A 19,108-nucleotide genomic window follows, 5' to 3' on the forward strand; every position below is an offset into this window, starting at 1 on the left:
TGCTCCCCTTTTCTCACGTGAGATAGTTCTCCACATAACCTATGGGTGTGGTTATGTGACAGCCTTGTGCTTGTTCAACACAAGTCCAGCATAAGCGATTATGAGTTTCACTTAAACTTCGGCGAATTCCCCTTTCACATGTCGTCAATGAACCTCATCGTTCTATTACTAGCTACTCATGGTTTTCGCGCCTCTACCATCACTTCATATTGAAGCGTGGCACATATTCAATTGGTTACTATTTTAGCAAAGATTACTAAACTACGCAAGTTTTAATTATTTTTCTAATGTTAATTTCTCATAAATTGCTTCAGCAACTTTTTCCGGTATTCCTTGCTGTATAAAGTCTTCGATCGTTGCCTCTTTCATTTTTTTGACTGAACCAAAATGTTTTAATAAGTTCATTTTCCTCTTTTCTCCAACTCCCGGTATGTCATCAAGAATTGATTGAAAAAATGTTTTTGATCTTGTTTGACGATGAAACGTAATTGCAAAACGATGCACCTCATCTTGAATTCTTTGTAATAAGTAAAACTCATGACTGTCACGTTTTAACGGAACAATAACAGGTGGATCTCCCTTTAACAATTGTGATGTCCGGTGTTTCTCATCCTTAGCAAGGCCACAAACTGGTATTGATAATCCAAGCTCATCTACTATCACTTCCTGTGCTATTGCTATTTGTCCCTTTCCCCCGTCGATAACAATTAAATCAGGTAAGGGTAGTTGTTCACTAAGAAGACGAACATACCTCCGGCGAACAACCTCTCTCATAGACCCGTAATCATCTGGCCCGTTAACGGTTTTAATCTTATATTTCCGATAATCTTTCCGACTTGGTTTTCCATCAATAAAGGTCACCATTGCCGATACAGGGTCAGTTCCTTGAATATTTGAATTATCAAAGGCCTCAATTCGATAAGGTGTGGCTATCCCCATTGCTTGACCTAAGTTTTCAATCGCTTTAATCGTGCGTTCCTCATCTCTTTCAATGAGAGAGAATTTTTCCTTTAAAGCAACATTTGCATTTTCAGTCGCAAGATCAACTAACTCCTTTTTCTTTCCGCGCTTAGGATAAGAGGTTTTTACATTTAAGAGCTCCTCAACTAACTCAACATCTGCTACTTCTGGTACAAGAATTTCACTCGGCTTTATATGCTCTTTTTTTAAATAAAATTGGCCGATAAATGTTAAGAAGTCTTCAGCTGCATCTTTATAAAATGGAAAGACGGATACGTCACGTTCAATTAATTTACCTTGGCGAATGAAAAAAACTTGGACACACATCCAACCTTTATCGTAGGCAAAGCCGAACACATCTCGGTTCACATGGTCATTTATTGTCATTTTCTGTTTTTCACGCACTGCCTCCATATGCGAGAGCGTATCACGAATCTCCTTTGCCCGCTCAAAGTTTAAATCCTCAGATGCTTTCATCATTTTTTCTGTTAGCTGAGCTTTGATTTCATCATGACCTGAACGAAGAAATCTCGTAATATCTTGAACCATACTTTGATTCTGCTCATCTGTAACTTCCACCACACAAGGCGCTAAACATTGTCCTATATGATAATAAAGACACACTTTATCAGGTAATGTTCGGCACTTTCGCAACGGGTAGAGACGATCTAGCATTTTCTTCGTCTCAGTGGCAGCCCCCACATTGGGATAAGGACCAAAATACTTTCCACCATCTTTTTTTACTTGTCTAGTTGTAATTAAGCGCGGATGCTTTTCATTTGTAATTTTTAAATATGGATAGGATTTATCGTCTTTTAACATGACGTTATATTTTGGATCGTACTTTTTTATTAGGTTCAATTCTAAAATGAGTGCTTCAATATTTGATGACGTTACAATATATTCAAAGTCAACAATCTCACTGACAAGACGCTGTGTTTTTCCATCATGCGATCCAGTAAAATAAGATCGGACTCGGTTTTTTAACAACTTTGCTTTACCGACATAAATAATCGTACCTTGGCGATCTTTCATTAGGTAGCATCCAGGTTGAGCAGGGAGAACAGCTAGTTTTTCTTTTAAATAATTCATCTTCTTCCCCCCTTCTCTCTCTATTGTTGGCGAATGTCGAGAATTTTTCAAGTATGAAAAGTTGGAAGATGCCTTTAACTCCTCTTCATCCGTCAAGCAATAAGAAAAGCTGTTCAGTAGCTTTCTTATCTTCAAAAAAAACCGTACCCTCAAATTTGAGAACACGGCCGTTTTCCTCTTACAAATGCTTGTTTAGTAATTCTGATAAAGCTTCTTTTGGTTGGAATCCTACGACTTGATCCACCACTTCGCCGTCTTTAAATACAAGAAGTGTTGGAATACTCATAACACTGTATTTACCAGCTGTTTCTTGATTCTCATCGACATCAAGTTTTGCAATTTTAATTTTATCTCCCATTTCAGAGTCTAGCTCTTCAAGGACAGGGGCAATCATTTTACAAGGTCCGCACCAAGGCGCCCAAAAGTCTGCAAGCACGACCCCTTCGTTTGTTACAGAAGCAAAATTTTGATCTGTTGCATGTACAATAGCCATCGTAATAGCCTCCTTCGATTGTTAAAGTGTTCCAACTTGATTATACCATTCACGCTAATGTGTGGCGAATAAGTTGCTTCGTTGCTATTGTACCCTCTTTCTAAGTAGAAAAACAAATAGAATGCTTATCTTAGGACTTGTGAGACTTTTCTATTTAAACATTGGTTTTCGTTTCTCAATAAAAGCCTGAATTCCTTCTTTTCCATTTTCAGATTCAAAGGCTTGACCAAATAGTAAAGCTTCTTGATTTAATCCTTCCTTCAAATTCGTTTCTTGGTATTTCATTAATTCAAGTACCATTCTTGTTGTTAATTCGCTTTTTTCCGCTATCTTCAGAGCAAGTATTTTTGCTTCATCGATCAGATTTTCTTTAGAATGTATAGCATTAATTAACCCTATATCTAAAGCTTCCTTTCCACTAACAGGCTCACCAGTTAACATTAATTCAAGCGCTTTTGCTTTCCCAATTAGCCGCGGTAAACGCTGAGTTCCACCAAAGCCAGGTATAATCCCTAAATTAAGCTCAGGAAGTCCTAGCTTTGCGTCTTCAGTCGCCAAACGAATATGGCAGGCTAGGGCTAGCTCTAACCCACCACCGAGCGCAGCCCCATGAATCGCAGCAATGACCGGCTTTGAGCCTTGCTCAATTCGATTAAAAAAACTTTGAGTTGCTTTAGCAATCTCAGTAAAGGCTTCTCCACTTTCAACTTTTACAAATTCTATAATATCAGCCCCAGCTGCAAAAAAACGACCTTCACCACAAACAACGATAACATGAATATCAGGCTCATCTTCAATAAAAGAAAACGTTTCATCTAACTCTTTAATTAAAAGTTTTGATAACGCATTTGCAGGTGGTCTCACTATCGTGACCAAAGCGACCTTATTTTCAACTTCAATTTGAATAAAATCCATGTTTACCACTCCAATTGAAAGCGTTCTCTATTTTCTAAAAACACATACCACCCTAAAAAAAGAGTGGCACGGTAATTTATCATCATGTAAAAAAAACTATATAAGCAATACCTGCAAGAAAAAAGGCTGCACAGCATACATATAATATCTTCATTAACGTTTCCACAATACTCTCTCCTCAACATCCCTCATCTAGCAATGATACTAGCTCCAATTACATACGAAAGTCCAACAGATATCACTAGCGAAATGAACCCGACAGCACGGTTGTCACGTGCAAGTTCTTCATCTACTTTGAATGAGGGTGTTAGAAATTCAAATATAAAATAACTTAAAAGTAGTAAAGAAAATCCTACAACTCCCCAACCAAGCATAGTTAGTAACCTATCAGCATGCTCAATTGAATGGCGGAAAATATTCGCAACCCCAAAAATTTTTCCTCCGGTTGCTAAAGCTACAGCCATATTTCCTTTCTTAATTTCTTCCCAATTTCGATACTTGGTGACCGTTTCGAAAATGGCTAAAAATACGAGGAGCGCTAAGACCGATACACTATAATAGGCTGCAGTTTGAACAAACTCAATCTCAAATAATTTTTCCATATACTTCTCCTCGCTTACTTAAGCTCGATGACGGTATTGCCAAGCCCACCTTCATTCATCGCAGCATCACGAGCTCCCTTCACATGGGGATGTCGTTTAACTAACTCTTTTACACCTTTTCTAAGAGCCCCAGTACCTTTACCATGAATAATTGAAACTTGATGGTATCCTGCGAGCAAGGCATCATCAATGTATTTCTCGACTCGCGTCATCGCCTCTTCAAATCGTTCACCACGCAAATCTAATTCAGGCTTTACATGGCCACTTCCTTGTAGCATTGCCATCGCTCTAGTTTCAACTTGCTTTGCTTTTTCTAGTAGCTGCATGTCATCACGCTTGACCTTCATCTTCATAATGCCCATCTGGACTTGGAATTCATCGTCACTGATTTGTTCAATCACAGATCCCTTTTGTCCAAAACTAAGAACTTTTACTTCATCCCCTGTTTTAATCTTTCTTTTTGCCTCTGCTAGCTTTTTAACTTTCTTTTGCTGTGTCGTGAGTTTAGGTGTAGCTTCTTCCAAATGTTTTTTCGCATCAATAATTTGATGCTCTTTCACTGAAAGACCTTCCTTTTGCATTTCACGAAGCTCTTCAATAATAAATTCTGCTTCTTCCTTCGCCTTTTCTACTGCTTTCGTGGCTTTGGTCTCGGCTTCTTCTAAAATACGTTCTTTCTCTTTCTCGAGCTCTTCAAGCTGGCTAATTAATTCTTTGCGAAGTCCTTCTGCTTCTTCACGGATTTTTTCCGCTTCTTCCCACTCGGATTCTGCAGATTTTTGACTTGTTTCTAGAGAGACAATCATATTTTCTATATGGTTGGACTCACTATCGATTTGTTGTTTTGCTTGTTCAATAACTTTTTCGCTTAAGCCCAATCTTCGTGAAATAGCAAATGCATTACTCCGGCCTGGAACCCCAATTAATAATCTGTACGTGGGTCTTAGTGTTTCAACGTTAAATTCAACACTTGCGTTCATCGCGCCTTCGCGGTTATAGGCATAGCCTTTTAATTCACTATAATGGGTCGTGGCTACGACACACGCACCTCGCCGATAAACGTCATCCAAGATCGAAATCGCTAATGCCGCCCCTTCCGTCGGATCCGTTCCAGCTCCTAGTTCATCAAAAAGGACAAGGCTTTGAAAATCGACTTTATCTAGGATATTGACAATGTTAGTCATATGAGATGAAAAGGTACTTAAGCTTTGTTCAATTGACTGCTCATCGCCAATATCTGCAAATACTTTTTGATAGACGGCCATTTCAGATCCGTACTCCGCTGGTACTTGGAGCCCAGACTGCACCATTAAAGTAAGTAGGCCAATTGTTTTAAGGGTAACCGTCTTTCCTCCTGTGTTTGGTCCCGTTATAATTAAGGAGCGAAATTCGCCACCAAGTTCAACATCAATGGGGACAACTTCATCTTGGTCGATTAACGGGTGCCTAGCTTTTATTAATGCAACATATCCTGTCTCATTTAATTTAGGCTCGGACGCCTTAATTTGCTTTGCATAGCGTGCCTTTGCAATGATAAAATCTAGTATTGCTAGCACATTTAAGTTAACAAGGAGTTCATCGGCACATTCACCAACTAAATCTGATAGCTCTGCTAAAATTCGTTCAATTTCTCGTGATTCCTTTACTTTGGCTTCACGTAGCTGATTATTCAAAGTAACTATGACCTGTGGCTCAATGAATAGCGTAGCTCCTGATGCTGACTGATCATGGACGATTCCGCCAAAAGAGCTTCGATACTCCTGTTTTACAGGGATAACAAACCGTTCATTCCGTATCGTAACAATCGCATCTGAAAGCATTTTTTGCGTATTTGATGACCGTGTGATGCTCTCAAGCTTAGAGCGAACACTTGATTCATAACTTCTGACCTGATGACGAATCGTGCGCAAGGCTGAACTCGCTGAATCGAGGACATGACCATTATCATCAATACATTGCTTTACCGCACGTTCTACCTCTATCAAAGGTTCGATTTGAGTAACATAATCAAATAAACGCGGAAGTTCGACCTCCTCTTCCTCCACCATCATAACAATGAACTTCTTTAGTTGTCTTCCCCCATAGATGGTACTCGCTACTTCAATTAGTTCAGATGCTGAAAGAGCTCCGCCAATTTTCGCTCGCTTCACATGAGCATTTACATCAAATATACCACCTAAAGGGATATGTCCTTTTAGCCTGAGGACCTGTGCTCCTTCCGCCGTTTCAAATTGCCATTGCTGTACTTCTTCAAATTGAATTGAGGGTTCAAGCTCTTCAATTTTTTGTCGTCCGAGAGAAGATGAAACATGACCAAGTAGCTGTTGCTTCATCTTTTCATATTCTAATACTCTTAGTACACGCTTCATTTTCGTAAACCCCTTTTTTAAATCCATATCTTATACGTGCTTAACTGACGAAATGATTCAACGTTTTAAAAATGTTCTAAAACGGTCTACTGACCAGGTGTTTAATACATTGTCAGCATTCAACATTGCCTTACGAGCCAATCCAGTTCCGTATTTCATATGTTCTAGCATACTATAATTATGCGCATCGGTATTAATCGAAAGAATGACCCCAGCTTCTTCAGCCCTTTTTAACCAATGAGCAGATAAATCCAATCGATGTGGATTAGCATTTAACTCAAGAGCTGTATTCGTTTCTTTCGCTAGCTTAATCAGCGCTTCAACATCTAAATCATAGCCGTCTCTGCGTCCAAGCAACCGCCCAGTTGGATGAGCAATTAAATCTACATGTGGATTCATGAGTGCTGTTTTTAATCGGTTCATAATGACTTCTTTCGACTGAGTAAACGAGGAATGGATTGAAGCAATAACAAAGTCAATCTCAGCCAAAACCTCATCACTATAATCTAAGGACCCATCTGGAAGTATGTCCATTTCGATTCCCGTGAAAATCGTAAAATCGTCAAGTTGTTCGTTCAGAGCCCGAATTTTCGTATGCTGTTCACGTAAGCGTTCTTCAGTCAATCCATTTGCTACTCTTAGAAATTTTGAATGATCTGTAATTGCAATATATCGATACCCTCTTGCTCTTGCGGCATTAACCATATCTTCAATCGATTGAGCCCCATCACTCCACGTCGTATGCATATGAAGGTCTGCTTTTATCTTATCGAGTGTGACGTAATTGGTCATCGTTTGAAAACGCTCAATTTCTCCTTGATTTTCTCGTGCTTCAGGTGGAATAAAAGGCAAATCAAAGTATTGAAAGAAGGCTTCTTCCGTTTTAAACGTTTTGATGTCGCCTGTTTCCACATTCTCAACACCATATTCACTAATTTTTTCTCCACGCGCTTTCGCTATTTGACGGAGCTTCACATTATGATCCTTTGATCCAGTAAAATGATGCAAGGTTGTGGCAAATTCAGCCGGTGTTACCAATCTAAAATCAACTGATATAGGAAAATCGCTTATCACTTCAATGGAGACTTTTGTTTCGCCACTAGCAATTATCGTGGTAATGTTATCAAGTTCTAATAATTGTTCCCGTACACGAGTAGGATCGTCGGTCGCAATAATAAAATCTAAATCTTTTACCGTTTCTCGTAACCGTCGCAAACTCCCTGCTCTTGAGAATTGTTCAACTTTTTCAAAACACTCGAGTTGGTTTTCAATTTTCTCGGCAACTGGGATTACGAGAGGAAGAGCTAGACGGTCTGGTCGTGTATTAAATTCTTCAAGTGCTTGAAGGATCTTCTCTTCTGTTTTTTTGCCGAATCCTGCTAAATCACGAACCTCTCCTTGTTCACATGCAAGCTTCAGTGAAACAGAATCAATAATCCCTAACTCTTGGTAAAGTTTTCCGACCTTTTTTCCACCTAGACCTGATAGTTTTAAGAGGGGGAGAAGTCCGGCTGGTAGTTCATTCTTTAGTTCTTCAAGTAAAGAGGATTCTCCCGTTTTCGCAAATTCATTAATTACCTCTGCAGTTCCTTTTCCTATTCCTTTTAATGTTGATGGATCGTTGATTTCATCTAAGGTACGTTCATCAGTCTCTAGTGCTTGTGCCGCTTTTCTATACGCAGACACTTTAAATGTATTTTCCCCTTTTATCTCTAAATAAATAGCTATCGTTTCAAGGACTTTTAAAACATCTTTCTTATTCACATTCATGTTTCTTCCTCACTTTCATGATACCGATTTTCGTTACAAAATCAACGCTTAACCCCGAAGCCACTGAAAAAGTCCCTTTTAGCAGATTCGAGGAAGAAACAATGGCTCCACACGTTGCGCGCCTGCTACGAGAAACGCACTCATAGTAAACTTAAGTGCTTAAAGGCCATTGCTATTCGTTAAGATAGCTATGATATCTTTCTAAAAAGGCTTCTCCGTTTATGGAGAAGCCTCGATGTTATAATTCATTTCGTACCCAAATTTCTTCAAGCCATCCAGATAAAAAGGGCGTGTGATTAATCATTAGTTGTGCAATTATTGAATTTTGTAGGGCTTCCTGTACAAGTTCAACCGGTAAGAGTGCGGCAACTAAAAGAATAACTAGTAAAATTAAATAGGCCTCTAAAAAACAAAGAATTCCACCCAATAAACCATTAACCGAACGTAAAATCGGAAGATGTGCGACAAAGTCGAGCATTGAACCGAAAATTTGTAAGATTATTCGAGTCCCAAAAAACAAAATCGCAAATGCAATGCCAGAATAATATACATGTTCTCCATTAAGGGTATTAACGATCATACCAACCGGACTATCTTCAGGAAACTGAGGATAAGGAATCCACAAGCGAACAAATGTAGCTAATTCACTGTAATACTTATATGCTACAATAAAAGATACGACAAATCCAACAAGATGAATCACTTGTAGAATAAATCCTCGTCTTCTTCCTATAAAAAAACTACAGAGCATTAAAAACAGTAAAAGAAAGCTAAGCATGTTATTTGTCTCCTGTCGATTGTTCCCGTTCATTTGAATCTTCTATTTTAGGGGAGTCTTTTAGAATTTTCATATAATCATCGACGACATTGACTGCCGTTAAAACTGCTAAACGCGTTGTATCTAGATACGGACTACGTTTTTTTATCTCTTTCATCTTCTGGTCAACATATTGGGCCACTTCTTTTATATGAGCAGGTGACTCCTGACCGACAACCGTGTACTGCTGACCATATATCGTAACAGTTGTCCGTTGCTTTACATCTTTATCTGCCACCCAAATGCCTCCAATCTGTTTCTGAACAAAATTCTACACTCTATCATAACATGAACCGTCACTGTTGGAAATATAATGTTAGTACCGTCAGCAGTATACTTTTAAAATACTATAAGGCAATACTCATCAAATCGTTCTTTTTCCTTTGAAAAAGCAGTCACAATCGTGACTGCTTTCAAACTATCCTCTAAGGGTTGCCCCTACTTTTTCTTGTAACCTCGCAAGAACCTTCTCATGAACTGTCGTCACATCTTCGTCAGTTAATGTACGTTCTGGATCAAAGTATGTTAGCGAGAAGGCTAACGATTTCTTTCCTGCTTCCATATGTTCACCTTGATATAAATCAAACAAGCGAACACTTTTTAATAGTTCTCCTCCTGCTTCAACAATGACCGATTTTACATCCCCAGATGCAAGGTCTCTATCAACAACTAGTGCAATATCCCGGCCGATTGCCGGGAAACGTGGAAGAGCTTCATAAAGTACCGGTTTTGCTTCGTAAGAAAGTATTACTTCTAAATCAAGCTGATACACATATGTTTCCTTCAAATCTTCTGCTTTTTGAGTTGTAGGGTGAACTTGACCGATAAACCCTATCTCTTGGCCAGCAAAAGTAATTGTTGCCGTACGTCCAGGATGTAACCCTGGTTTCTTAGCTTGTACAAAGTCAATCTCCTCTTCTAGTCCAAGCTCTGCAAAAATCCCTTCTAGAATTCCCTTTACCACATAGAAATCAACAGGTTTTTTCTCCCCTTGCCACGCATGCTCATGCCACATCCCTGTTAAAGCTCCCGCTACCATTTCACGTTCATTTGGTTGCTTCGTTATTGTTTCCTCTTCACTAGTAAAGACTGATCCCATTTCGTAAACATGAACATCATTATTTTTCCGATTTAAGTTATGAGTTAGTACATCAAACAAATGAGGAATTAAGCTCGTTCTCATCGTACTACGGTCTTCACTCATCGGCATTGCTAGTCGAATCGGTGCTTTACCAGCATACTCACCAGCAAACCCTTTTGCTTTTTGGGCAGTTGTTAAGGAATATGTGATGACTTGCGAAAGACCAGCCCCCTCTAAGAAACGACGAACTTGACGGCGCTTTGCTTGATAGGTGGTTAACGCTCCCTGTGTTGTCTTTCCCTCTGGTAATGTTGTCGCGATATTATCGTACCCATATAACCGGGCAACTTCCTCTATAATGTCTTCTTCAATTCGGATATCTGGACGACGTGAGGGTGCTTTCACACTAACGTTATCCCCGTTTAGGCTAAACTCAAAGCGAAGTCTCGTCAGAATGCTTTGAATTTCTTCAGTAGATAATTTCATACCAAGACGCTCATTCATTCTCGATAAGGCAATCGTAACAATTGGTTCTTCAATTTGGAGAGTATCCTCTTCAACGACACCCGAAAGAATCGTACCACCTGCCAATTCCGCAATTAAAGTGGCTGCACGTTGAGCAGCTGTTTTTACTCGTCTTGGGTCAATTCCTTTTTCAAAACGTGCACTTGAATCACTACGTAATCCTAAATCGCGTGAAGCCTTCCGAACCGTCGATCCTTTAAAATAAGCCGCTTCTAGCAAAATTGTTGTCGTGTCAGTTGAAACTTCCGACTTTGCCCCACCCATTACGCCGGCAATTGCCATTGGATCGATACCATTTGTAATTACGAGGTGTTCGCTAGATAATTCTCGTTCGACATCATCTAACGAGACTATTTTTTCTCCGGCTTTCGCCCGGCGGACAAGGACTTCTTTTGAGCCAAAGCGATCAAAATCAAAAGCATGCAATGGTTGACCATATTCGAGTAAAACATAGTTCGTCACATCGACAACATTACTTATCGGACGAATGCCTGCTGCCATTAATCGGTTTTGCAGCCATAATGGAGATGGCCCTACTTTTACATTTTTAATAATGGTTGCTCCGTAATAAGGATTATCTTCCTTTGCTTCAACGTTGACAGTAACATAGTCAGAAGACTTCTCCTCACTCGCTGTGACATGGATAGATGGAAGCATTACATCACGGCTATATAAAGCTGCTACCTCATAAGCAACACCAATCATATTCATACAATCCGCTCGGTTCGGCGTTAAATCAAGCTCAAGCACTTCATCATCCAAATTCAATGCTTTTAGCGCGTCACTTCCAACTTCAACGGCTTCTTGGAATACATAAATTCCTTCCGAAAAGTCTTTGTGAACAAGCTTGCTTTCTATCCCAAGCTCTTGTAAGGAACAAATCATACCATGGGACGCTTCACCACGAAGCTTTGCTTTCTTAATTTTAAAGTTCCCCGGTAAAACTGCTCCAACTTTTGCGACAACGACCTTTTGATTAGCACCGATATTTGCAGCACCACAAATAATTTGAACTGGCTCTTCTTCTCCGATATCCACTTTACATATATTAAGCTTATCTGCATTTGGATGCTGAGTGCATTCCAATACATGTCCAACGACAATTCCTGATATTCCGTTGTTTAGTTGATGAATGATATCAATTTCAATGCCGCCTCTTGTCATCTTCTCAGCAATTTCAGCAGCACGAATGTCATCTATTTTCACATAGTCTTGTAACCAATTATAAGATACTAACATAATTCTCTCCTCCTTACACCCGTTTAAATTGCGCTAAGAAGCGCACATCGTTCGTATAGAAATGACGAATATCATCAATGTCATATTTCAACATTGCCAAACGTTCAACACCCATTCCAAAAGCAAAACCACTGTAAACATTCGGATCGAATCCGCTCATCTCTAGAACTTTTGGATGGACCATCCCTGCACCCAAAACTTCAATCCAGCCAGTTTGCTTGCAAATACGACAGCCTTTTCCTGCACAAATTCCACAGGAAACATCAACCTCAACCGATGGCTCTGTAAAAGGAAAAAAGCTAGGACGGAGACGAATATTACGATCTTCTCCAAAGAAGCGTTTTGCAAAGGTTTCTAAAACCCCTTTCAAATCACTCATTCGTACCTTATGATCAACTAGTAACCCTTCAATTTGCATAAATTGATGTGAATGGGTTGCATCATCATCATCTCTTCGGAATACTTTACCAGGACAAATGATTTTCACAGGACCTTGCCCTTTGAATTTCTCCATTGTTCTTGCTTGAACGGGTGAGGTTTGAGTACGAAGTAAAAGGTCCTCAGTAAAGTAGAAGGTGTCTTGCATATCACGTGCTGGATGATCTTTCGGCAAATTTAATGCTTCAAAGTTATAATAGTCTGTTTCAACCTCAGGACCTTCCTCCACTGAAAATCCTAATCCAAGAAAGATATCTTCAATTTCCTCAACCACCGATGTTAATGGATGGCGAGCCCCTCTGCTTACCGGGCGTCCTGGCAATGTAATATCAATGCTTTCATTAGCTAACTGCTCTTCCACAGCTGCTTCTTCAAGCTCTTGTTCCTTTGCTTCTAGTTTCACTTTAATCACATCACGAACATCATTGGCCATTTGTCCGATGACAGGACGTTCTTCAGCAGAAAGCTTTCCCATCCCACGGAGCACTTCTGTAATCGGACCCTTTTTTCCTAAATACGCTACACGAACTTCTTGCAGGGCCTTTACATCCTCTGCATTTTCAACCTTTGCTAAGGCTTCATCTTTAAGCTCTTCTAAACGCTCACGCATGTTATTTCCTCCTTAAAGTATGTATCAAAAGCAAAAAAGAGCCATCGTCACTTAAAAGGGACGATGGCTCGCGGTACCACCCTTATTATTGTGAAAATAAACGTCACAATTACTTCATTTTATAACGGCTATGCCGGAAACACCTTCACAACATGATGCTGTGGTCCGATGTCAGCTCCAGAGTGAATTCAGATATTCCTGCCATAGAAATGCTTTCAGTCTCGGCATTTCCTCCCTTAATGGTGGTCGACATCATACTACTCTCTTTCGTTGCTTTTTTCATATGAATTTGCTTCTATATTATAGAGAATCTTGAATGCTGTTGCAACCTTAATTTCTTATCCACGTAAATAATAAAGCAAAATACCTGCTGCAACAGCAACGTTTAATGATTCCGCTTGGCCATAAATTGGTACGTATATATCTTGGTCAGTAATCGCTAGAATTTCTTCCGCTACACCTTCCCCTTCATTGCCAACAATTAATGCATAATTAGATTGAGGTTCAATCGCCGTGTAGGAGCTTGCTCCCATTAGAGCTGTTCCAAACACGGGGATTCCTACCATTTTAAACTGTTGAATCCACTCTAATACGTCACCTTTTACAATGGGTAAATGAAAGATTGATCCTTGTGAGGCACGAATCACTTTACTATTAAACACATCAACTGTTCCTTCACCAAGGATGACTCCCGTTACCCCAGCTGCATCAGCAGTACGAATCATGGTGCCTAAATTACCTGGGTCCTGTACGCGATCAATCATTAGAAATTGACCTTTAAGTTCTGTAAACGCCTGTTCTTGGGGTAAGATGCAAATAGCAACCATTCCTTGAGGTGTTTCCGTTTCAGCTAATTCTTTCATGACTTGGTCGCTTACTATAATAACATCTTGATTTCTCGCTTCCCAACTTGAAGGAATCACTGTCGTTTCAGTCATTAACAACCATTCCACCTCTATTGGCGATTTCAATGCTTCTTCAACAAGATGATTACCCTCTATTAAAAAACGTCCTACCTTCTCACGGCCTTTCCTTGTTTTAAGCTTTTTCCAATGCTTTATTTGCTCATTTTTTGGTGAATCTATCCGCTTCATGTTAAACTCCCTCTTTTGCTTCAATTCTTTTTCCATCATACCCATTTTTTTCGTGATAATCCAGTCTAGGATGAGACATACTACATACTAGATCCAAATAAATATAAAAGGAGTGGTCCGAAATGAGCTTCAACATTCGTGGTGCAATCATGTCCAATATCCAAGGTAGCAGTGTCCAAGACGTCGAGGCAACTATCCAAGATGCCCTTAAAAATGGCGAAGAAAAAATGCTTCCAGGTCTAGGCGTATTATTTGAAGTGTACTGGAAGAATGCAGATGAAGAGCAGAAAGATCAGCTTTGTCAGCAAATTAGCCAAGGATTACAGTGAAAGAAAGAGCATGTCCAGTCAACTGGATATGCTCTTTCTTTTACCTAATCATCTCCTTATACAAAAAGTCAAAAAACAATGTGGTTGAAAAATATTAACCACATTGTTTTCTTAGATTTATTTAATTTAAGGTAATCGTGTTTACAGTTTCTCTATCAAGCTTCTTTATCACTTCGACAATGAGCTTCACGGCATTTTCATAATCGTCCCGATGCAAAATCGCTGCATGTGAGTGAATATATCTCGTTGCTACAGTGATTGATAAAGCAGGAACACCATTTGCCGTCAAATGGATAGCCCCAGAATCAGTTCCTCCACCAGCCATAGCTTCAAATTGATACGGGATATTATTCGCATCCGCTGTATCTGTTACAAAATCACGTAGTCCCTTGTGAGAGACCATTGATGCATCGTAAAGGACAATTTGTGGCCCATCCCCTATTTTTGCAAGTGCCTCTTTTTCAGTGACACCCGGTGTATCCCCTGCAATTCCAACATCCACTGCAAACCCAATGTCTGGTTCAATGAGATGTGTTGACGTACGCGCTCCTCGTAAACCGACTTCCTCCTGAACCGTACCAACACCATAAACGACGTTAGGATGGTCGACACCTTTTAACTCACGTAGAACATCAATTGCAATGGCACAGCCAATACGGTTATCCCATGCTTTGGCCATCAAATACTTTTCATTTTTCATAACAGTAAATTCACAAACAGGCACAATTGAATCACCTGGACGAATGCCAAATTCCATGGCTTCTTCTTTGCTTGTTGCACCAATATCGATGAACATATCCTTTTTATCAACGGGCTTCTTGCGTGCTTCTGGAGATAAGATGTGCGGCGGCTTTGAACCAATAACCCCAGGAACATTACCATTTCTCGTCATCACTGTCACGCGCTGAGCCAGCATAACTTGCTCCCACCAGCCTCCAACCGTTTGAAAGCGTAGAAACCCCTTATCGTCAATGCTTGTTACCATAAATCCAATTTCATCAAGATGACCAGCAATCATAATTTTAGGTCCATCTTCCTTACCTACTTTTTTTGCGATAAGGCTTCCTAAACGATCTGTTGATACCTCATCGGCAAAAGGTGTTATGTACTTTGTCATAACCTCTCGGACATCTTTTTCATTACCGGGAATGCCGTTCGCATCAGTTAAATCTTTTAACATTTGCAATTTTTCATTAAGCTTTGCCATATGTATAGCCTCCCTCAATTTACAATCTCTCCCTATTATAACGAACCCTAGAACGCAACTCAAATAGCGAAACGTAAATTAATATCCTTCATCTTGACGCTTATGGTTAATTTGGTTTTTTTCATAGTAGCCATGTTCAATCGTTTCTTCAGATAAACCAAGCATCTTGCCAAGCATAAGGAAATCCTGAAACAATGTTTTAAAACTAGCTTCTGTGCGTTTCTCAGTCAATTGATGCGTGCGTACCATTACGCGGATAAATTGCTTTGTAAGAGACTCTTCTTTTTCACTTGTTCTACCCAGGTCACTACTTATAAAATTGAGAGCAATTCCCATCGTTAAAATGAAATGGAGACCATCCACATATTCCTCGAGAATAATGGCTTCTTCTGATGAAGGCTTTTTACTCCAATATTTGAAGCATCTTGTTTCATTTGCTAGTTCACCTAGCTCCACTAAAAAAGCAAGCTGTTGCTCAAAAAATAAGTCTTTTCCAGTTAATTGATGCTCACGAACAATTCGCTCATTTAACGTGCGTTGCGTTTCAAATAATCCTGCAATATCCATTCTTCTCCTCCTTTATTCGATGTTTTCATTATAACAGAATTTTTTCGCAACCAATGACGTTCTTGTTCGTATAGACTATAATAAGAAGGGAAACCTTCTAGAAAGGGGAATGGACTATGGTTATCCTATTTCGTTTAGTCATCCTATTGGCTCTTGTCATTCTCATATATAGTGCAGTTAAATATTTATTTCATCCACGCCGTAAGCTTGAACAAGCTCATGAAAAACAACAATTTTTCTTTTTGGATGAAGAAAAAAATGTCCGAAAGAATTTTTTGCTTACCTACAAAGGTGTCATGTTTGAAGGCGAAAAATATTTAGGTACAACTGAGCAAGCGTTTGATATCGTGTCGATTTATATATGGGCTCGAAGTACGGAACGGCTAAAAGGCTTAAGTCGACAAGATTTTCAATTCATTGAAGATGATATATGGATTCGCTATCCAAATGCTAAAATCGAATGGAAAAGTCCGATAAAAGACTTTCTAAAAAAATAACACCTAAAAGTCATCGTTTTCTTGATGGCTTTTAGGTGTTTTTTGTTTGAAAAAACTCTTGCCAGCTAATCCTTGTTTCACGTTTTCGCATCAGCACAAACAACAGAACAAGAAATAATGCAAATATAGCCGTTCCCGCCAAAGGCAACTCATGAATCATGTCGCCAAATGCCGTATAGGCAATGGCAGGTGGAATACTTACATAAAAAGATTTTTTTGTATATTCTCTTACGTTCTTTGTTGTTTCAATTAAGTAGAGAGAGACAAGATGAAAATGAATGAACGGCATTAGCCGCATCACCATCATTTGAGCAAGGTTTAAGTCTTGTTTATCTTTTAAAAAACGATGTTTTAGACGAGTTAATTTCCCACGGATACCCGGAAAGATTTGAATAAGACCATAAAATACAACACTAACAGCTGTTAACCCTAAAACTGAGTAAATGGAACCGTATAATGTGCCAAATAAATAACCACCTATTAAACAAATAACCAAAACAGGAATAAAGAAAGCCTGTCTAAATATATGAAGTAAAACAAAAAAGAAAGGACCAAGCCAACCCGCCTTTTCTATAAACAGATAGGATTGTTCTAAAAATTCTTCCATTTCTGGGAGCCCCCTTTCTTTACTCTATGATTGAGCTTACATGATGATGAGGGCTAATACAATTCATTTAACGATTAAAGCTTTAGCCTCTTATCTGCTGCTAATGGAGGCTACCGCTAGAGGATCTAGAAACTAAAGTATAATAGAATCAAAATCGTCTGAATAATAATAATACATGGAATCCCAATCGTGAAGTTTCGGTGCTTCGTCTTATGTCGAAAAGTCTTCATTCCACCATACATCCCAAGACTCCCCCCTAACAAAGCGACCATAAATAAAGTTCGTTCTGAAACTCGATAATTTCTAAGCTTCGCCTGACGTTTATCATAGCCCATTATGAAATAACCGATTAATGACATGGTAAAGATATAAATCAGCTCAATCAGAACCTACACCTACTTTCCCTTCTCCTCAGAGATCTATCATTATCCTAAAAAAAGGTATCTCTTAGGTATATTAACCTTTTGAGATACCTTTTTAGCTTAAACGTTCAAGCTTGATTTTGCTTTTTGTGCAAGTTGAGCAAATGCTTGCTCATCATTAATTGCAAGGTCAGCAAGAATCTTACGGTTTACATTAATTTCAGCAAGCTTTAAACCATGCATCAAACGGCTGTATGAAAGACCATTAATACGAGCAGCTGCATTAATACGTGTAATCCATAACTTACGGAAGTCGCGCTTTTTGTTGCGACGATCACGGTAAGCATATAGTAATGACTTCATTACCTGTCCTTGAGCTGATTTAAACAGAGTATGTTTAGAACCATAATAACCTTTAGCTAACTTTAAAACCTTTTTACGACGACGACGAGCGACATAACCGCCTTTTACTCTTGGCATCGAAGAACCCTCCTTTTTTCTATCCGAAACGAATCAATTATTTTTTGTACGTTAACATTGCGCGAATACGCTTGAAGTCTCCTGAATGAACCATTGCAGACTTACGTAATTTACGCTTTTGCTTTGTTGACTTATTTGCAAACAAGTGACTTGTAAATGCGTGTGAACGCTTGAGCTTTCCAGATCCTGTCTTCTTGAAACGCTTTGCAGCGCCTCTATGAGTTTTCATTTTAGGCATTCCTTGGGTCCTCCTTTAATCTACTTTTACTTCTCAACTTTTGGCGCTAAGATAAGGAACATGCTACGACCTTCCATCTTAGGCATAGCTTCGATTGTTGCAACGTCTTCACATTCCTTTGCTAGACGTTCTAATACTTTACGCCCGATTTGAGAATGAGTAATCGCACGTCCACGGAAGCGAATCGCTACTTTTACTTTATCTCCTTTTTCAAGAAACTTTCGAGCGTTGCGAAGCTTCGTATTAAAGTCATTATCTTCAATCGTAGGGCTCAAACGAACCTCTTTGACATTGATGATTTTTTGATTTTTACGTGCTTCTTTTTCTTTCTTTTGTTGCTCATAACGGAATTTTCCGTAGTCCATAATACGACATACAGGTGGTTTCGCATTCGGGGACACACAAACTAAATCAAGATTCACATTTTGGGCCATTTCCAGTGCTTCTAGTTTTGGCTTAATACCAATTTGATCACCGTTTGCCCCAATAAGACGTACTTCACGTGCACGAATCCCTTCATTGACCAACATGTCTTTACTAATAATGAGCCACCTCCAAAGGATATTAACGGATCAAAGCAATTGTGCTACCGGGCACTCATGACGAGCTCCCTTCATTTCATAAAAAAGAAGCGTAAGCATAATGCGCCCACGCTTCGGTCATTTGTAAAAAATGAATCCCATCAAACCTGCCAACTGCTATCGCGTCAATCAGGTGAGAAGCGGGCGCTTCTTCTTGCTTTGTGTCCACTATTAAATTACTAGATCACTATAACATAACCATTTGAAAGGTGTCAACTAAAGTTAAGGCGACTAG

At 39.3% G+C, this 19,108-nt stretch carries 20 protein-coding genes, 1 riboswitch and 2 other annotated features; of the genes, 2 read left to right on the forward strand and 18 right to left on the reverse strand.

Going from position 1 to position 19,108, the window contains the following annotated elements:
- Positions 1–15 precede the first annotated feature (15 nt).
- Positions 16–204: riboswitch (Lysine riboswitch) on the reverse strand.
- Between the two features lie 72 nt (positions 205–276).
- The 11 genes from uvrC to CEF19_RS04970 form a co-directional block, all read right to left on the reverse strand.
- A complete protein-coding gene (gene uvrC / locus CEF19_RS04920; protein ID WP_100405048.1) occupies positions 277–2,052 on the reverse strand; it encodes an excinuclease ABC subunit UvrC in 1,776 nt (591 codons plus the stop codon).
- A 178-nt stretch (positions 2,053–2,230) separates the two neighbouring features.
- Entirely contained in the window at positions 2,231–2,545 is a 315-nt protein-coding gene (trxA, locus tag CEF19_RS04925) for a thioredoxin (RefSeq protein ID WP_100405049.1), read from the reverse strand.
- Positions 2,546–2,695: 150 nt separating this feature from the next.
- Positions 2,696–3,460 carry an enoyl-CoA hydratase gene (locus CEF19_RS04930; RefSeq protein ID WP_100405050.1) on the reverse strand — a complete coding sequence of 255 codons (765 nt, stop codon included), beginning with the start codon at positions 3,458–3,460 and terminating at the stop codon, positions 2,696–2,698.
- Positions 3,461–3,648: 188 nt separating this feature from the next.
- Positions 3,649–4,062 (reverse strand): DUF350 domain-containing protein, encoded by a 414-nt coding sequence (locus CEF19_RS04935; protein ID WP_100405051.1) that lies wholly within the window; start codon positions 4,060–4,062, stop codon positions 3,649–3,651.
- A 14-nt stretch (positions 4,063–4,076) separates the two neighbouring features.
- Positions 4,077–6,431, reverse strand: a complete 2,355-nt coding sequence (locus CEF19_RS04940; RefSeq protein ID WP_100405052.1) for an endonuclease MutS2 — start codon at positions 6,429–6,431, stop codon at positions 4,077–4,079.
- Between the two features lie 57 nt (positions 6,432–6,488).
- Positions 6,489–8,201 carry a DNA polymerase/3'-5' exonuclease PolX gene (polX, locus tag CEF19_RS04945; RefSeq protein ID WP_100405053.1) on the reverse strand — a complete coding sequence of 571 codons (1,713 nt, stop codon included), beginning with the start codon at positions 8,199–8,201 and terminating at the stop codon, positions 6,489–6,491.
- Between the two features lie 238 nt (positions 8,202–8,439).
- Positions 8,440–8,979 (reverse strand): CvpA family protein, encoded by a 540-nt coding sequence (locus CEF19_RS04950; protein ID WP_100405054.1) that lies wholly within the window; start codon positions 8,977–8,979, stop codon positions 8,440–8,442.
- Position 8,980: 1 nt separating this feature from the next.
- Positions 8,981–9,256: a cell division protein ZapA gene (gene zapA, locus CEF19_RS04955; protein ID WP_100405055.1), complete on the reverse strand. Its 276-nt coding sequence runs from the start codon at positions 9,254–9,256 to the stop codon at positions 8,981–8,983.
- A 180-nt stretch (positions 9,257–9,436) separates the two neighbouring features.
- Entirely contained in the window at positions 9,437–11,863 is a 2,427-nt protein-coding gene (pheT, locus tag CEF19_RS04960; RefSeq protein ID WP_100405056.1) for a phenylalanine--tRNA ligase subunit beta, read from the reverse strand.
- A gap of 13 nt (positions 11,864–11,876) precedes the next feature.
- Complete coding sequence (gene pheS / locus CEF19_RS04965; protein ID WP_100405057.1) at positions 11,877–12,911, reverse strand: phenylalanine--tRNA ligase subunit alpha; 1,035 nt, start codon at positions 12,909–12,911, stop codon at positions 11,877–11,879.
- A 53-nt stretch (positions 12,912–12,964) separates the two neighbouring features.
- Positions 12,965–13,191: a binding site (T-box leader), on the reverse strand.
- Between the two features lie 58 nt (positions 13,192–13,249).
- Positions 13,250–14,005, reverse strand: a complete 756-nt coding sequence (locus CEF19_RS04970) for a TrmH family RNA methyltransferase (RefSeq protein ID WP_100405058.1) — start codon at positions 14,003–14,005, stop codon at positions 13,250–13,252.
- Between the two features lie 122 nt (positions 14,006–14,127).
- Here CEF19_RS04970 and sspI point away from each other — a divergent pair, with 122 nt between their 5' ends.
- Positions 14,128–14,334, forward strand: a complete 207-nt coding sequence (gene sspI, locus CEF19_RS04975; protein ID WP_100405059.1) for a small acid-soluble spore protein SspI — start codon at positions 14,128–14,130, stop codon at positions 14,332–14,334.
- 121 nt (positions 14,335–14,455) lie between these two features.
- Here sspI and CEF19_RS04980 read toward each other — a convergent pair whose 3' ends face one another.
- Together CEF19_RS04980 and CEF19_RS04985 are read right to left on the reverse strand one after the other, a co-directional pair.
- Positions 14,456–15,541 (reverse strand): M42 family metallopeptidase, encoded by a 1,086-nt coding sequence (locus tag CEF19_RS04980; RefSeq protein WP_100405060.1) that lies wholly within the window; start codon positions 15,539–15,541, stop codon positions 14,456–14,458.
- 78 nt (positions 15,542–15,619) lie between these two features.
- The gene (locus tag CEF19_RS04985) at positions 15,620–16,108 is read right to left on the reverse strand and encodes a dUTP diphosphatase (protein ID WP_100405061.1); all 489 of its coding nucleotides are present in this window, start codon (positions 16,106–16,108) and stop codon (positions 15,620–15,622) included.
- A gap of 116 nt (positions 16,109–16,224) precedes the next feature.
- Between CEF19_RS04985 and CEF19_RS04990 the strand changes: the two genes are divergently transcribed.
- The gene (locus tag CEF19_RS04990; RefSeq protein ID WP_100405062.1) at positions 16,225–16,605 is read left to right on the forward strand and encodes a sigma-w pathway protein ysdB; all 381 of its coding nucleotides are present in this window, start codon (positions 16,225–16,227) and stop codon (positions 16,603–16,605) included.
- Positions 16,606–16,636: 31 nt separating this feature from the next.
- Here CEF19_RS04990 and CEF19_RS04995 read toward each other — a convergent pair whose 3' ends face one another.
- The 5 genes from CEF19_RS04995 to infC form a co-directional block, all read right to left on the reverse strand.
- On the reverse strand, positions 16,637–17,212 hold the full coding sequence (locus tag CEF19_RS04995; RefSeq protein ID WP_100405063.1) for a TVP38/TMEM64 family protein: 576 nt from the start codon (positions 17,210–17,212) through the stop codon (positions 16,637–16,639).
- Positions 17,213–17,337: 125 nt separating this feature from the next.
- Positions 17,338–17,571, reverse strand: a complete 234-nt coding sequence (locus CEF19_RS05000; protein WP_100405064.1) for a DUF1294 domain-containing protein — start codon at positions 17,569–17,571, stop codon at positions 17,338–17,340.
- Between the two features lie 123 nt (positions 17,572–17,694).
- A complete protein-coding gene (gene rplT, locus CEF19_RS05005; protein WP_100405065.1) occupies positions 17,695–18,054 on the reverse strand; it encodes a 50S ribosomal protein L20 in 360 nt (119 codons plus the stop codon).
- A gap of 37 nt (positions 18,055–18,091) precedes the next feature.
- On the reverse strand, positions 18,092–18,292 hold the full coding sequence (gene rpmI / locus CEF19_RS05010) for a 50S ribosomal protein L35 (RefSeq protein ID WP_100405066.1): 201 nt from the start codon (positions 18,290–18,292) through the stop codon (positions 18,092–18,094).
- Positions 18,293–18,318: 26 nt separating this feature from the next.
- Entirely contained in the window at positions 18,319–18,837 is a 519-nt protein-coding gene (gene infC / locus CEF19_RS05015; protein WP_198510354.1) for a translation initiation factor IF-3, read from the reverse strand.
- A gap of 74 nt (positions 18,838–18,911) precedes the next feature.
- Positions 18,912–19,035: a sequence feature (ribosomal protein L20 leader region), on the reverse strand.
- Between the last annotated feature and the right edge of the window lie 73 nt (positions 19,036–19,108).

The sequence above is a fragment of the Bacillus solitudinis genome, assembly GCF_002797395.1.
Lineage (GTDB): Bacteria > Bacillota > Bacilli > Bacillales > Bacillaceae_D > Halalkalibacter_A > Halalkalibacter_A solitudinis.